This window comes from Gemmatimonadetes bacterium SCN 70-22 (assembly GCA_001724275.1).
Lineage (GTDB): Bacteria > Gemmatimonadota > Gemmatimonadetes > Gemmatimonadales > Gemmatimonadaceae > SCN-70-22.
This window is the reverse complement of the sequence record MEDZ01000003.1, coordinates 76833-91006: the sequence shown is the minus strand read 5'-3', so window position 1 is coordinate 91006 and position 14174 is coordinate 76833. Positions and strand designations below refer to the sequence as shown.

The following is a 14174-nucleotide window of genomic DNA, read 5'->3' as shown; positions in this document are numbered from 1 at the left end:
GCTCCCCCCGAACTCCTCCCTCCTGCTCCGATTTCGCTCCCCGAAAAGCGCAGTGAATCGCTGCTCCCCGACAGCACGGAGTACATCCTCAGCGCCACTGTCGTCACCACTCAGGATACGCCGGCGTCAGGAGTCACGGACTCCTTTACCGTTCGCGAGATCGTTCGAGCTCGATTCAGACCACGTCCTCAGGACCAGGTCATCCTCCTCGAGCTGACGTCTGATTCCGGATACATGCTCCCGCAGGGTCGTTCGCTTCCGCCAGAACTGCTTGCTCGCGACACGTTGCCAGCCACCGCAGCAGCAACCCTGACTTGGAGCTCTCGAGGGGAGACCCGATTGGCAGGAGCGCTTCAGACTTCGTGTACCGCCCTGCCAACACTTCTCTCCGACTTACTCGCCGCCATCTACCTACGGCAACTTGCAGCGAGTCCACGTTTGGGTCTCCCGACTAGCCCCACCGCAGACTCCTTGGAGTATCGCACCTGCACGGCCGGAGTTCTGACTGCGTACCGTACTGCCATCACACCAAGTGCCAGCAGTGTTGGTCACCTCATCATCAGCGGTGTTGCAGATTCCGATTCCTCAATCACGCTGCCGATGCGTGTCCACACCGATTTTCGCGGAAACGCCACGGTGTCCATCGATACGACGTCGACGAGTTCTCTCCCCCTGGAGCTTCAGCTCGACTTGATGGGGAGGATCGAAGCTCAGAGTGACCAGCGCGCGCAACTTTTCCGCCAGCAAAGCTACATCCGCATGACGCGCCGACAGTCGAACCCCTGAATACGTCCTAGTCTACGAGACGCAGGGGCATCACCAGGCACAGGTACTTCCCGGGCTGTTGCCAGTTTTCGGGTTCGATAGTCGCCGCTCGCTCTGGCTCGCGGAAAGTGAACCGAATCTCCTCCGTGGGCATGTATCGCAGTATTTCGAGCAGATACATCCCATTGAATCCGATATCGATCGGATCTCCGTCGTAGCGGATCGGCAGTTCGTCCTGCCCTTCTCCCAAGTCGGGTGTTGCAACCGAGAATTTCAGCAATGCCGCGTTGAACGACAGCTTCACACGGTGAGTCTGGTCCGATGCAACCACAGCCATTCGCTTCAGGGCACTCTGCAAAGCCACCTTGTCGATGATGGCAACCCTGTTGTTGTCCCGAGGAATGACCTGGTCGTAGTTAGGATACGGACCTTCTATCAGACGCGTGAAAACCGCGGTGAAGGGAGAACGGAATGCCACATGGTTCTCACCCCGTGCAACCTCGAGCTCCTCATCTGACGGAAAAAGACGCCGAACCTGCTCGAGCGCTTTCGGGGGAATGATGAAATCCCCGCCATGTCCTCCTGTATACGGAACTTCCATCTTCGCCAAGCGATGGCCATTCGTGGCCACCATTCGCATCTGCTCATCCCGAATCTCCCACAAGACACCATTGAGAATCGGACGGCTTTCCTCTGTGGACACAGCGAACACCGTGTGACCTATCAATCCTTGTACGTCACCCGACTTCACACGCCAGGACTTGGAAAAGTCCACTGTAGGAAATGCCGGGAACTCATCTCGTGGCAATCCTAGAAGCTTGAATCGCGCGCGACCACACTCGAGTGTAACCCGCTGCTCGCCGGCGGCTCCTAGCTTCACAGGAGCAGGTGGCAACTCTCGCACGATTTCTACGAGCTTCTTCGCCGGAACCGTGATGGCGCCAGGGGATTCCACGTCGGCTAGCACCTCGGTACTGACACCAATATCCAGATCGGTCCCAGAAAGCCGCAGTCCACGATCAGTGGTCTCGAGTAGAAGATTCCCAAGTACAGGAAGCGTAGTCTTTGCCGGTACTGCCGCGGCAACGGCAGTCAGAGCTTCCTGGAGCTTCTCGCGGCTGATTGTGAGGCGCATAGGTGGGTTGAAGTGGGACCGGAGATGGTCTGTAGTATATCTAGAAAGTAAAAGAATACAGCAGTATCAGTACAGGCGTGGAAATGTGGATTGTCGGTGGAAGTACTTGATATTGCGCACGATGGTGTGCTTTGGGTGAGGGTGTTTTGAGGTGGAAAGGTGTGGAGGCTTGGGGATTCACGAGGTAAGTCGTCGTTTGGCGCGAAGAAGGCGGTCCTGGAATGTGGAATCGGACGTTAGAAGATCGTCAGCACGCTCCAGACTGTGGATAACCGTGGAGTGATCGCGGTTGCCGAATCGGTGACCGATTTCGACTAGCTGGAGGCCAAGGAGTTCGCGGCACAGGTACATGGCAGCTTGCCGCGGAATCGTGAGCGTCTTGGTACGGGTCTTGGACCGTAGGCCTTCGCTGGTAACGCCCCACTCGGAGGCAACGATTTCCTGAATGCGCTCGGGAGTAATGGCGGGGAGTTCGGAAAGGGTTCCGTTTTCATCGCGCCGAAGCTTGTCACGGAGCGCTTCCTGGGCGAGAGCGATCGTGATGTCCTTCCGTTTGAGGGAGGAATAAGCCAAGAGACGAATCACAGCGCCTTCGAGCTCACGAACGCTGGAGCGAATGTGCTCGGCGAGAAATCGAATCACTTCATCAGGGATCGTGCGCTGGAGCTGGTCGACCTCTGCCTTCTTGCGAAGAATCGCTATGCGAAGCTCCAGGTCGGGGAGCTCGATGTCGGCGACCATTCCCCATTGAAAGCGGGTAACGAGACGTGCTTCGATGCCGGGTATCTCGGACGGGGGCCTGTCCGAGGTCATGATGATCTGGCGGCCGTTCTCGTAGAGGGTATTGAAAGTGTGGAAGAACTCTTCCTGGGTTGCTTCCTTGCCCTTGAGGAAGTGAACGTCGTCGATCAGGAGGAGATCAGTCTCACGGAAGCGTCGGCGGAAGTCGTTGGTCGTCCGGGTCTGGATGGCGTTTACGTACTCGTTGGTAAACTGCTCGGCGCCGAGGTTGGAGACGCGGAGCGTTGGTGTCCTTTCGAGCAGCTCGTGGGCGATGGCTTGCATCAGATGTGTCTTGCCGACGCCCGTGGTGCCATAGATGAAAAGCGGGTTGTAGACCTTGCCGGGCGCTTGAGAGACTGCATAAGCAGCAGCGGCCGCCACCTCGTTGGACTTGCCGATGACGAACTGGTCGAAGGTGTAACGGGCGCTGAGGATTGGTTTGGGGGGTGCTACGGTAGCGGACGAAGCGCTTCGTCCCTGCGCCGGGCGAGCTTCGGAGAAGAGGTCGATTTGTGGGCGCTGCTGCCGCTCTTCATCCGGGCGGAACACGACGTCGCAAGGATGACCGAGCGCGACGGGGGCGAGGGCGCGAAGGAGGGTTGAGAACTTGGAGTCATTCCAGTCCGCGGCGAACTGGTCTGCGACGCGTACCACGAGTCGATCGCCGGTAAACTCAATTGGCACAGCCGGTTCGAGCCATGTTCGGAACGTTTGTTCCGACACGTCTCGGCGAACGAGCTCGATGAGGCGTTGCCAGGCGTCGGGGGCCGTCAGGTCCATTTCGATGTGGAAAAAGGCGGGGGGCCGAACGTAGGTACGGGGTGTGGAAAAGTCAATTCCTCGCGAATGCGAGCAACACCTAACCCGTTGACATGCAATACGTAAGGCTCTATTCTTCGCCTTCTTCCGGACAGATTTTCAGCAGAAATTTCAGCAGGCTTTCGGAGCAATAGTCATGGGTAAGCCGACGTACCGTCCGCGCAACAAGCGCCGCGTTCGCACGCATGGATTTCGTGCGCGCATGGAGACGCGCTGGGGGCGCGAGGTCCTGAGCCGTCGCCGCAAGAAGGGGCGCAAGCAGTTGACCGTCAAGCTGCCGTCCAAGTACGCCGCCGCGTAGCCAACGACATCGGTTCCCGCCGGCCGCGCGTATCACGCGGCGTGCGGATCTCGAGCGCATTCGAGGAGAGGGGAAGGCTCACCGAACGAACGCCCTACTGGTTCGGACGAGCACTTCCCCTCGCGCACGCATGCGAGTCGGGATCGTGGTGCCACGGTATGGTCGAACCGCAGTGGAACGAAATCGCTTGAAACGACGCCTTCGGGAGCTCGTACGCGAACTGGTGCTCCCTGGACGACCTCCGTTGGACATGGTGGTGTGGGCGCAGCGTGCAGCCTACGGGTTGTCGTTCGAGGGGCTACGGCAGGAGGTGGAACGAGTCTGCCGGCGGCTCGATCGCGCGGAAGGTTCGGGAGCCTAGGAAATCGCATGCGACACGTCCTCGTGCTACTGGTGCGCGCATATCAGATGTTCCTTGGTCCGCTCTTGCCGGCGGTCTGTCGCTTCTACCCGAGTTGCTCGCAGTACGCGATCGAGGCGCTGCAACGCCATGGCGCCGTTCGTGGTTCATACCTAGCCGCCCGCCGGATTGCTCGTTGCCATCCGCTGCACCCTGGCGGCTTTGACCCTGTGCCCTGACCCCGTTCGCTGCGATGGACAAACGAACGATCCTTGCGTTGGCGCTGGTCGCCATCGTCATCATCATCACGCCGAAGCTGTTCCCGACGGCCGTTCCGCGCGATGTCCCGGCCAGTGGAGCAAAGGCGAAGGGGGCATCGGGCGCAGCTCCCACTGCAGCAGGAGCACCCGCACGGGCGACTGACAGTGCTCAGGCAGCGGTGGCGGCACCATCCGTGACTGGCGGGACGAGTGGCGCCGACACGTCACGGGTAGCGCGCGCAGAGACCACGATCGTGTCCAGCGACTCGGCCAAGTACGTGTTTTCCAGCGTTGGTGCCGCGCCCTTGGAAGTGAACCTTCCGGGATTCAGGGCGCTCGACAAGGTGCATCAGTCGGTCAGCATCAGCTCTGGAAAGCGGCCACTGATTTCCTATCGGGTGCTGGGAGCGGGTGATACGCTGTCGCTCGACAAGGTGGCGTTCGAGGTCGAGCGGTCGAGTGCGGCCAATGGCGCGACAGTCCTCGCGTATCGGGGAATGGCGGGAGGACGATCGATCGAGCTCAAGTACACGATCGTTGCGGACTCGTTCGTGTCGCGGGTGGAGGGCGTCGTGGGGAACGATGCGGCGGGAAATCCGGCCCGCTTCGTGTTGATCGATCTGCCGAGCACGTTCCGGTCGTTCGAGGTGGATTCTGCTGACGACCAGAATCACTTCGCGTTCGCGATGAAGCCGCGGACGCGGAATGCCGAGGGGATTCCATTCAAGAGCCTGGATCCGGGAGAGCGACAGCTCGTCCCGGGGCCCCTCACCTGGGCGGCGGCGAAATCCAAGTACTTCATCGTCGGCGTCCTCGCGCCGGAGGGTGACGACAGCTTCGCGGAGGGAGTTGCGGTGGGCGGGGCGCGCGTGACGCGCACGGCGACCACCGCGACCGGGACGATAGTTGCGCGATTGAACAACGGAACGTTCCGTTTCGACCTGTTCACCGGGCCCCAGCAGTACACGCGGCTGGAGTCGATGGGGCGCGAGTTCGTGAATTCGAACCCCTACGGTGGGTGGCTCCAGGGGGTCGTGCAGCCGTTCGCGACGCTCGTCATGCGCATCCTGTTGTGGATGAAGGCGACGCTGAAGCTGGATTACGGGTGGCTGCTGGTGATCTTCGGCGTCGCGGTGCGCCTCATCCTGTGGCCGCTGAACCACGGGGCGATGCGCAGCTCCATGAAGATGCAGCGCATCCAGCCGGAGCTGAACGACATCCAGAAGCGGTACAAGGCGGATCCGCAGAAGATGCAGGCGGAGATGATGCGGGTGTACAAGGAGCACGACATGAGCCCCTTCAGCACCTTTGCCGGGTGCCTCCCGCTCCTGCTCCCGATGCCGGTTCTGTTCGCGCTGTTCTTCGTATTCCAGAACACGATCGAGTTCCGTGGCGTCCCCTTCCTCTGGCTGGCGGATATCTCGATCAAGGATCCCTACTACATCGTACCGCTCCTGATGGGGATCTCGATGTTCGTTCTCTCGTGGGTGGGGATGCGGAACGCACCGCCCAATCCGCAGGCGAAGATGATGCTGTACATCTTCCCGGTGATGATGACGTTCCTGTTCGCCAACTTCGCCTCGGGACTCAACCTGTACTACGCCATCCAGAACGTGGCGGCGATTCCACAGCAATGGCTGATCGCCAATGAGCGAGGCAAGAGCGGTGGAGGAAAGAAGACGTAGGCAACCGGTGTCGGGTCTCGATACCGTGCGAGACGACGATGCTGCTTCGCGATGACACCATCGCGGCCGTCAGCACCCCCGCCGGGCGTGGCGCGATCGCGATCGTGCGCCTGAGCGGGGGTGCTGCGCATGCGTTGGCGCGGCAGGTCGTGAATCCGTGGCCACAGGAGGCTCGTCGGGTCTCGCTGTGCACGATCATCGATCCACGGGATGCGAGCGTGATCGATCGCGCGCTCGTCACGCGCTTCGATGCGCCGCAGTCGTACAGTGGCGAGCCGATGGTGGAGATTGCCTGCCACGGTGGCGTCGCGGTGTCGAGCGCGATCCTCGAGGTGCTGGGATTCCTGGGGGCACGCGGAGCCGAGCCTGGCGAGTTCACCCAGCGGGCGGTCCTGAATGGGAAGATGGACCTGGTGCAGGCCGAGGCGGTGGCAGACCTGGTCGATGCCCGGACCAATGCGCATCGCCGGGCCGCGCTTCGCCAGCTCGACGGGGGGTTGTCGCAGGCATTGTCGAAGCTGCGAGATCGTGTACTGCACGTCGAGGCATTGCTCGCCTACGACATCGACTTTCCCGAGGAGGATGACGGTCCCATTGCGCGCGCAGAGGTGATACGGGCAGCACGTGAGGTGCAGGTATCGCTACGCAGCCTCCTGGCCACGGTCCCCCTGGGCGAGGTGGCGCGCGAGGGTGCTGTGGTGGTGATCGCGGGGCCGCCGAATGCAGGGAAATCGTCGCTGTTCAACGCGCTCCTTGGTGAGACGAGAGCCATCGTGACCGAAGTCCCCGGAACGACGCGCGATGCCATCGAGGCGCGTGTCGAGGCGGAGGGATGGCCGCTGCGGCTCATCGACACGGCGGGATTGCGAGAGACGACGGACGTGGTGGAGCGATTGGGGATCGAGGTGAGCGAGCGTCACATTGGCGCCGCTCACGTCCTGCTGGTCTGCGCGGAGTCGCCGGGAGAGCTCGAGGAGGCGATGGGACGGGTGGAGCACCTCGGGCAAGGGGTGCGAATCGCGGTACTGACGAAGGGAGACCGTGGCGGGGATCGTGCTGCGGGGGGTGACGAGGGGGAGACGGAGGGGGAGGGGGAGACGCGGAGCGACCCCTACGTGGCGGTGAGTGCGATGACACGCAAAGGGCTCGATGTGCTGGTACGCACGATCGTGGGAGAACTGGAGCGATCGGTGGGGAGCCTGAGCGTGGACCTTCCGATCGTGACCCGCGGGCGTCACCGGGATGCGCTGGCGAAGGCGCTGGAGGAGCTCGAGGGGTTCCTGTCCGCGTGGGAAGGGGGGAAGGTCCCGGCCCCGGTAGCCGCGGTGCACGTGCGTGGCGCCACGCACGCCCTGGACGAACTGATCGGGAGCGTGGACGTCGAGGACGTGCTCGACCGCGTGTTCCGATCGTTCTGCGTGGGGAAGTGACGGACTATGCCGACGCTGCGGTAGCGCGTGCGATGTCGAGGAGCTCGGCGGCGCTTGCGCGAATTGCCCACGCGATGCCACGCTGCTCGATGGCTGCCTCCACCATTCGGGCGCCGATGTAGTAGCCGGAACGCTCGGGGATCACGACACGATCGATCGTGCGGGCGTCATCGCTGGTGCCGCCCATGAGGTAGCGCAGGCGGAGGCCGAGTGCGTGATGGTCGAGTTCCTGGGCGACGGCACGCGAGATGTGGGACTCCAGCTCCCGGATGCGCGCGTACTGTCGCCGGCCGTAGCCGTAATATTCCCACGCCGCGTGCCCTGGGCTGACCAGGCGCGAGGCGTTGATGGCCAGCCCCTCGTTGACGAGGAGCTCACGCACCGAGGCACGGCGCCCGGTCTCCCAGTAGGAGTAGTAGCCGTCCGCCTCGTCGATGACCTGGCGCATCTCGCTGCGGCTGGTCGGCGAGGTGTAGCGTACCGCATGGGCGATCTCGTGCGCGAGCCACAGGGGAATGAGCTCGGGATCGAGGCCAAGACCCTGGGTATCGGGATTGGCGATGCCGGTGAAGTGCTCGAGGCACACGAAGGCCATGCCGCGACCTGCAACGACCAGCTCGCCCGCGTTCGCGCCGCCCACTCCGACCATCAGGACGACGTCGAGGTCGACGTCGGTGCCTAACAGGTCCGCGCAGCGGGCCTCGGTTTCGCGCGCCAGCGAGACGACGTCGGTGCGCTCGAGCATGGCGCGCAGGTCGGATCGATCCGCGTGGACCGCCATCCGCACGACGTCAAGAAAGTGCTCGCTGTCGGGATCGAAGACGTAGTTGTGCCAGTAGGCAGAGAGCCTCGCGCGGTGCGACTCGAAATACTGCTGGTAAGCGGCGACTCGATCGGTGCTGTTCAGGACTGCGAAGAAGTCCGGCAGCAAATTGATGAGCATCAACGACCAAGTCGCGGGTGATCGGCGCGGAGGATCCCGGAATCGGGCGCAATGTAGTGATGCACGTGATTGCGAACAAGAGACGATTTATCCAGTCGCGAGGCCAGATTGTGTAACCGAGCAACGCGGTAGCGTGCGGGCGCGAGGTTGCCGTGTGGTGCTGATCAGCGCGTGCCGAACAGGCGATCGCCCGCGTCACCCAGTCCCGGGAGGATGTAGCCGTGGGTGTTGAGCTCCCGATCGAGCGCCGCGCAATAGATGGGGACGTCGGGGTGGGCCCGATGCACGCGCGAGACCCCCTCTGGGGCGGCCACCAAGCAGAGAAAGCGGATGCGAACGGCCCCCGTGCGCTTGAGCGAATCGATGGCGGAGACGGCACTCCCACCAGTCGCGAGCATCGGATCGAGGAGGAAGAAGTCACGCTCGGCGGCGTCGCCGGGGACCTTGAAATAGTAGTCCACCGGTTCGAGCGTGTCGTGATCCCGATACAACCCAATGTGGCCCACGCGTGCGGAGGGGACGAGGCGCAAGATTCCCTCGACCATCCCGAGCCCGGCCCGGAGAATGGGGACCAGGGTGAGCTTCTTGCCGCTGACCTGCCATCCGGTCGCCTGCTCCAGCGGTGTCTGCACCACGATCTCCTCGAGCGGAAGCGCTGTGGTGACCTCGTAGGCCATCAGCATGGCGATCTCGTCGACCAGCTCCTTGAAGATCTTCTTGGGCGTGCGTCGATCGCGCAGCAGCGTGAGCTTGTGCTGCACCAATGGATGCCTGACGACTGTCAGCGAAGGCTCGGAAGGGGTGGTGTGCATGCGCGCCAAGCTACTAATTTCGCGGCCTCGGCAGAATACCCGGCATTCGCGCGCGACGCGTCGGCCGAGGTGTCGGCAAACCTGAGAACGAGGACGGTCTGGTGGAGATCGAGTTCGCGGGCGCAGCGCGCGAGGTGACCGGGTCTTGCCACATCCTGCGCCATGCCGGCAGGACGCTGGCGCTGGACTTTGGCCTTTTCCAGGGGCGGCGATCAGAGACCAACGCCAAGAACCGCCACCTCCCACTCCGGGTTGACGAGCTCGACGCGGTGATCCTGTCGCACGCGCACATCGACCACTCCGGCCGCCTCCCCCTCCTGGCGAAGGAGGGGTACGCCAACACGATCTGGTCGACCCCGGCCACGCGGGACCTCTGTGCGATCATGCTCGCGGACGCGGCGCACATCCAGGAGAAGGATGCCGACTACCTACAGCGTCGCAACAAGGAGCACGCGGAACCGCTCTACACCATGCGGGATGCTGCCCGGACGGTGGAGAACATGGTCTCGGTTCCGTTCAAGAAGCGCGTCGAGGTCCTGCCGGGGTTCCACGTCACGTTCGTGGAGGCCGGGCACATCCTGGGGTCCGCCTCGGTCATCCTCGAGTACGAAGACGAGGGGAAGCCGCGGCGCCTGGTCTTCTCGGGAGACATCGGGCGCTCCGGGCTGCCGATCATTCGCGACCCGGACCCGCCGGTGGGCGCAGACGTGGTGATCATGGAGTCCACCTATGGCAACCGGGATCATCCGCCCTTCGAGGATGCACAGGCCCGGCTGGCGGAGATCGTGCGCGCCACGGCGGAGCGCGGAGGAAAGCTCCTGATCCCGGCGTTCGCGGTGGGGCGCACCCAGGAACTGGTCTACGACCTCCATGCGCTAGCGCGCAAGAAGCAGATTCCGAGCATTCCGATCTTCATCGACTCGCCGCTGGCGACCGACGCCACGTCGGTCTTCGAGATGCACCCGGATTCGTTCGATACCACGGAACACCTGGTGAACGGGGTGGCGCACCTGTTCCGGTTCGACCTGGTACGGTACACCCGCGACACGGAAGAGTCGAAGCGGTTGAACACGATGCGAGGCCCGATGGTCATCATCGCCGCATCGGGGATGGCCGAGTCCGGGCGCATCCTGCACCATCTCGCGAATGGGGCGAGCGATCCGCGCAACACCATCCTGATCGTTGGCTTCATGGCGGAGCACACGCTGGGGCGGCGCATCCTGGAAAAGTCTCCGATCATCAAGGTGTTTGGCGACGAGTTGCCGCTGCGCGCCCGGGTAGAGGTAATCAACGGGTACAGTGCGCACGGCGACCGGCGTGACCTTCGCGGGTGGCTCCATCATGTGCGAGGCCCCGGGCCCGGACCGGAACGCGTGTTTCTCGTGCACGGCGAAGCGCAGGCCCAGCAGGCCTTGGCGGACACGCTGATCGGAGACGGGTTCCAGGTGCGGATCCCGGGGCCGGGTGAGCGGGCCGTCGTTTGATAGGCGACGAACCATGTCCCATAGCGCTTCCAGTCGCTCCGGCCCCTCGAATTCGCGCGCTCGACGCAGTGATGCGCGCGCGACCGAGGCTCGAGAGCGACTACTCGCCGCCACCCTTCGGTGCGCGCAGCACGAGGGAGGGGGAGCGGTCTCGCTTCAGTCGATCGCGGCCGAAGCGTCGGTGTCCAAGGCCCTCGTGTTGTATCACTACCACGGCAAGGAAGCGCTGCTGGCCGCGACCATTCGCTGGCTGACGGACCGCGTGCTTCGACGGGAGGGGGAGGCCTTGTCGCAGAGCACGGCGGCGACCGTCATGGAGGACTACTGGCGCTGGCTGGGCGGGGAGATCGAGAACGGAGAGCTGCGCGTGCTCATCGAGTTCACGCAGGAACGGGGTGACGCGGCTCGGCAGGCGCTCGAGGAGTCGGCTCTGCATCGGCAGGCTGCGGGGGAGAAGACGGTTGCGCGCGTGTTCCAGCTCCTCGACCTCTCCCCAAGACTCCCTCCCGCCATGCTGGCGTCGTGCGAATTGGCCTTTCGCGACGGACTGGTGTTATGGGCGGCACGCCAGCCCAATCGGAATGCACGCGTGGCGTTCGACGTGTTCTGGCTCTCGCTCCTGAGCTTGGCACGTTAAGGGGGGCGAGGTGTGAGGGCGCGGGGGACGTGGCGGGAGAGGGGGGGAGAGGGCGGGCGATGAGCGCGGCCGAAGAGGGCTAGGCACGCAAGTTGGTGGGGCCTTATTGTTCGCATGATGGCTCCCTCTACCTGGTCGGCGCGGCGGCTTGCGCTTGGCGGTTTCCGCCTGCTGACGGTGGCGTGGCTCGTCTCGCTCAGCGGCGTGCTCTTGTGGGGGACGCACGACGGAGCCAGGCCTGCGGACGCGATCGTCGTGCTCGGTGCCGCCCAGTACATGGGACGGCCATCTCCCGTCCTGAAGGCTCGACTCGACCATGCCCTGGAGCTGTGGCAGAGGGGAATGGCGCCGCACCTGATCCTGACGGGCGGCATGGGGACCGGCGACACGACGAGCGAGGCGGCCGTCGGACGGGTCTACATGCTTCGGCGAGGGGTTCCCGACAGCGCGCTCCTGTTGGAGAACGAAGGGCGGAGCACCGCGGAATCGCTTGGCGGGGTTGCACGTCTGGTGTCGGCCCGGCACCTCGGTGAGGTGATCCTGGTGAGCGACCCCTTTCACATGCTGCGGTTGCAGATCCTGTCGTGGCGGTACGATCTCCGGGCGGTACCGTCGCCCACCAAGACGAGCCCCATCTCGGCGAACCGCGTGGAGTCGATCACGTACATCCTGTCCGAGTCGGTGAAGGTGCCGCTCACGGCCCTGCTGGTCCTCGCTCCCGCTTCGGTATTGTAGGGTGACGTTCTTCCACGACAGCCTGCGATCGATGCGGATCCGGACGATGCTCGCCTCGGGGTTCGCGTCGGGGCTCGCGTCGGTGCTCGCCGGGGTCGTGCTCACGTCGGCGCCTGCGGCAGCCCAGGACAGGACCCCGGAGCTCCTGCTGCAGCCGGGGATGATGAGCGCGGATTTCCTCTCGGCGCCGAACGGGTATCCGTCCACGAGCGGATTCAACCTGCGCTTCGCCACGATCGTCCCGACGTCGTCGAAGTGGTGGACCCTGATCGTCGGGGCAAGCGTGACGCCGTACGGGACGTCGGGGGCAAGTCCGCGCAACGCGAACACGCCCGTGCTGTTCATCGGGAATGTCTTTCCCGGAATCGCGAGGGAGCGCACTGGGGGGTGGGTGGACCTTCAGTTCCCGCTCTACCTCACGTACGCCTACGGAGGGGGGGGCGCCAGGAACCGAGCGCTATATGGTCGTGATTTCGTGGGGGAGGCGGCGCTCCAGGTGCACGTCGGGGAGAAGGTCCTGCGCGACCTCGGCCCCGTGTTCTCGCGCCTGCGCGCCTACGTGATGCTCAACCAGGTGCTGACGCCGAACGAGGATCTCTCGACCGGGGAGGTGGATCGATTCAACCCCGTGGCGCTCTACGGACTGACGATTCCCATAGGCGGGCGGGGATCGCCGCGCTGACCACTGACCAGTTGGAGATGAGAGTGCAGATGCAACTGCCGATCGAATCGTTCGCGCTGGACAACGGGCTACGGGTGACGATATCGGAGGATCACACCACTCCGGTGGTGGCCGTGAACCTCTGGTATCACGTGGGGAGCGCGAATGAGCGTGCGGACCGCACGGGATTCGCGCACCTGTTCGAGCACATGCTCTTTCAGGGGTCGCAGCATGTCGCGGCGAACGAGCACTTCGAGCTCATCCAGCGAGCCGGCGGGACGTTGAACGGGTCGACGTGGCTGGAGCGCACCAACTACTACGAGACCGTGCCCTCGAACCAGCTCTCGCTGGCGCTGTGGCTCGAGGCCGACCGGATGGCGCGGCTGCTGCCGGCGATGACGCAGGAGAAGCTGGACACGCAGCGCGACGTGGTGAAGAACGAGCGCCGCTGGTCGGTGGACAACCAGCCCTACGGGACGTGGTGGGAGAAGCTGCCGGCGCTGGCATTTCCCGCCGAGCACCCATTCCATCACTCGCTCATCGGGTCGATGGAGCACCTGAGCGCGGCGACGCTGGAAGACGTGGCCGACTTCTTCCGGACGTTCTACACTCCCGACAACGCGGTGCTGTCGATCGTCGGGGATGTGACGGTGGAGGAGGCGCGCCGATTGGTCGAGGAGCACTTTGGCGACATTCCGCGGGGGAGCGGACGCCCCCCGCTCCCGGAGATGACCCTCCCCCCGACGTTCGGCGAGTGGCGGCGAGAGGTGGTGCCGGACGACGTGATGATTCCGCGCCTCTTCCTGGCGATGCGGGCGCCGGTGTTCGGCAGCGACGAGTACTATGCGGGCTCGGTGGCCGGCGCTGTCCTCGGAATGAGCCGTGGGAGCCGCCTGTACCGGCGGCTGGTCCGCGAGCGACAGCTGGCGACGGAGGCGGTGGCGTTCACCTTCGACCTGGCCAAGGGGAGCGACCTGCTCATCGTCGATGCGACGGCCCGGCCGGAGGCTTCGGGCGAGGCGCTGGAGCGTGCAGTCGGCGAGTGCCTGGATGCGATGTGCGAGGGCGGAGTAGGGGAAGACGAGGTGCAGCGGGCCATCGCCTTGATCAGCACGGACCTGGTGACATCCCTTCAGTCAGCCCAGTCACGGGCCGATAAATTGTCTCAATTCACTACGTATTTCGGCGACGCCACGCTCATCAACACGCAGATGGAGCGATACAGGCGGGTGACGGTGGATGACGTGAACCGGTTCGTGCGAGAGCGACTGGTGCGGGAGAATCGCGCCTCCTTGCTGTACGTGCCGCAGGATGGTGGGATGGGTGCAGTGGGGGGCGACGCCGTCGTCGCAGCGACCGTGCAGGGGGAGGAGTGAGCATGGCA

13 protein-coding genes are annotated in these 14174 nt (G+C 64.0%); 9 read left to right on the top strand and 4 right to left on the bottom strand.

Features of this window, described 5'->3' with window-relative positions; genetic code table 11:
* Window positions 1-600: 600 nt before the first annotated feature.
* Complete coding sequence (locus ABS52_01855) at window positions 601-786, top strand: hypothetical protein (protein ID ODT04921.1); 186 nt, start codon at window positions 601-603, stop codon at window positions 784-786.
* A gap of 7 nt (window positions 787-793) precedes the next feature.
* Here the strand turns inward: ABS52_01855 and ABS52_01850 are convergent, their stop codons facing one another.
* Complete coding sequence (locus tag ABS52_01850) at window positions 794-1102, bottom strand: hypothetical protein (protein ID ODT04920.1); 309 nt, start codon at window positions 1100-1102, stop codon at window positions 794-796.
* 975 nt (window positions 1103-2077) lie between these two features.
* Window positions 2078-3463, bottom strand: a complete 1386-nt coding sequence (locus tag ABS52_01845; protein ID ODT04919.1) for a hypothetical protein — start codon at window positions 3461-3463, stop codon at window positions 2078-2080.
* Window positions 3464-3638: 175 nt separating this feature from the next.
* On the opposite strand from ABS52_01845, the gene ABS52_01840 reads away from it, so the two are divergent.
* The 3 genes from ABS52_01840 to ABS52_01830 all read left to right on the top strand — a co-directional run bounded on the left by ABS52_01840 (window position 3639) and on the right by ABS52_01830 (window position 7518).
* Entirely contained in the window at window positions 3639-3803 is a 165-nt protein-coding gene (locus ABS52_01840) for a 50S ribosomal protein L34 (GenBank protein ID ODT04918.1), read from the top strand.
* Window positions 3804-4714: 911 nt separating this feature from the next.
* The gene (locus ABS52_01835; protein ID ODT04917.1) at window positions 4715-6088 is read left to right on the top strand and encodes a hypothetical protein; all 1374 of its coding nucleotides are present in this window, start codon (window positions 4715-4717) and stop codon (window positions 6086-6088) included.
* Between the two features lie 38 nt (window positions 6089-6126).
* Window positions 6127-7518 carry a tRNA uridine-5-carboxymethylaminomethyl(34) synthesis GTPase MnmE gene (locus ABS52_01830; protein ID ODT04916.1) on the top strand — a complete coding sequence of 464 codons (1392 nt, stop codon included), beginning with the start codon at window positions 6127-6129 and terminating at the stop codon, window positions 7516-7518.
* 4 nt (window positions 7519-7522) lie between these two features.
* Here ABS52_01830 and ABS52_01825 read toward each other — a convergent pair whose 3' ends face one another.
* Window positions 7523-8461 carry a hypothetical protein gene (locus tag ABS52_01825; GenBank protein ODT04915.1) on the bottom strand — a complete coding sequence of 313 codons (939 nt, stop codon included), beginning with the start codon at window positions 8459-8461 and terminating at the stop codon, window positions 7523-7525.
* Window positions 8462-8625: 164 nt separating this feature from the next.
* On the bottom strand, window positions 8626-9273 hold the full coding sequence (locus tag ABS52_01820) for a uracil phosphoribosyltransferase (GenBank protein ID ODT04914.1): 648 nt from the start codon (window positions 9271-9273) through the stop codon (window positions 8626-8628).
* A 101-nt stretch (window positions 9274-9374) separates the two neighbouring features.
* Here ABS52_01820 and ABS52_01815 point away from each other — a divergent pair, with 101 nt between their 5' ends.
* From ABS52_01815 to ABS52_01795, 5 genes are all read left to right on the top strand, one after another.
* Window positions 9375-10757: a hypothetical protein gene (locus ABS52_01815; protein ODT04913.1), complete on the top strand. Its 1383-nt coding sequence runs from the start codon at window positions 9375-9377 to the stop codon at window positions 10755-10757.
* Window positions 10758-10938: 181 nt separating this feature from the next.
* On the top strand, window positions 10939-11394 hold the full coding sequence (locus ABS52_01810) for a hypothetical protein (GenBank protein ID ODT04912.1): 456 nt from the start codon (window positions 10939-10941) through the stop codon (window positions 11392-11394).
* 117 nt (window positions 11395-11511) lie between these two features.
* Window positions 11512-12129: a hypothetical protein gene (locus tag ABS52_01805; GenBank protein ID ODT05113.1), complete on the top strand. Its 618-nt coding sequence runs from the start codon at window positions 11512-11514 to the stop codon at window positions 12127-12129.
* A gap of 1 nt (window position 12130) precedes the next feature.
* Window positions 12131-12811 carry a hypothetical protein gene (locus ABS52_01800; GenBank protein ID ODT04911.1) on the top strand — a complete coding sequence of 227 codons (681 nt, stop codon included), beginning with the start codon at window positions 12131-12133 and terminating at the stop codon, window positions 12809-12811.
* Window positions 12812-12828: 17 nt separating this feature from the next.
* Window positions 12829-14166 (top strand): hypothetical protein, encoded by a 1338-nt coding sequence (locus ABS52_01795; protein ID ODT04910.1) that lies wholly within the window; start codon window positions 12829-12831, stop codon window positions 14164-14166.
* The last annotated feature ends 8 nt before the right edge of the window (window positions 14167-14174 follow it).

Bases quoted from the DNA above. Each gene is read 5' to 3' on its own strand.
- ABS52_01830 (ODT04916.1), top strand. From the start codon at position 6,127: ATGCTGCTTCGCGATGACACCATCGCGGCCGTCAGCACCCCCGCCGGG.
- ABS52_01820 (ODT04914.1), bottom strand. From the start codon at position 9,273: ATGCACACCACCCCTTCCGAGCCTTCGCTGACAGTCGTCAGGCATCCA.
- ABS52_01850 (ODT04920.1), bottom strand. From the start codon at position 1,102: ATGGCTGTGGTTGCATCGGACCAGACTCACCGTGTGAAGCTGTCGTTC.
- ABS52_01845 (ODT04919.1), bottom strand. From the start codon at position 3,463: ATGGACCTGACGGCCCCCGACGCCTGGCAACGCCTCATCGAGCTCGTT.
- ABS52_01855 (ODT04921.1), top strand. From the start codon at position 601: ATGCGTGTCCACACCGATTTTCGCGGAAACGCCACGGTGTCCATCGAT.
- ABS52_01825 (ODT04915.1), bottom strand. From the start codon at position 8,461: ATGCTCATCAATTTGCTGCCGGACTTCTTCGCAGTCCTGAACAGCACC.
- ABS52_01840 (ODT04918.1), top strand. From the start codon at position 3,639: ATGGGTAAGCCGACGTACCGTCCGCGCAACAAGCGCCGCGTTCGCACG.
- ABS52_01805 (ODT05113.1), top strand. From the start codon at position 11,512: ATGGCTCCCTCTACCTGGTCGGCGCGGCGGCTTGCGCTTGGCGGTTTC.
- ABS52_01795 (ODT04910.1), top strand. From the start codon at position 12,829: ATGAGAGTGCAGATGCAACTGCCGATCGAATCGTTCGCGCTGGACAAC.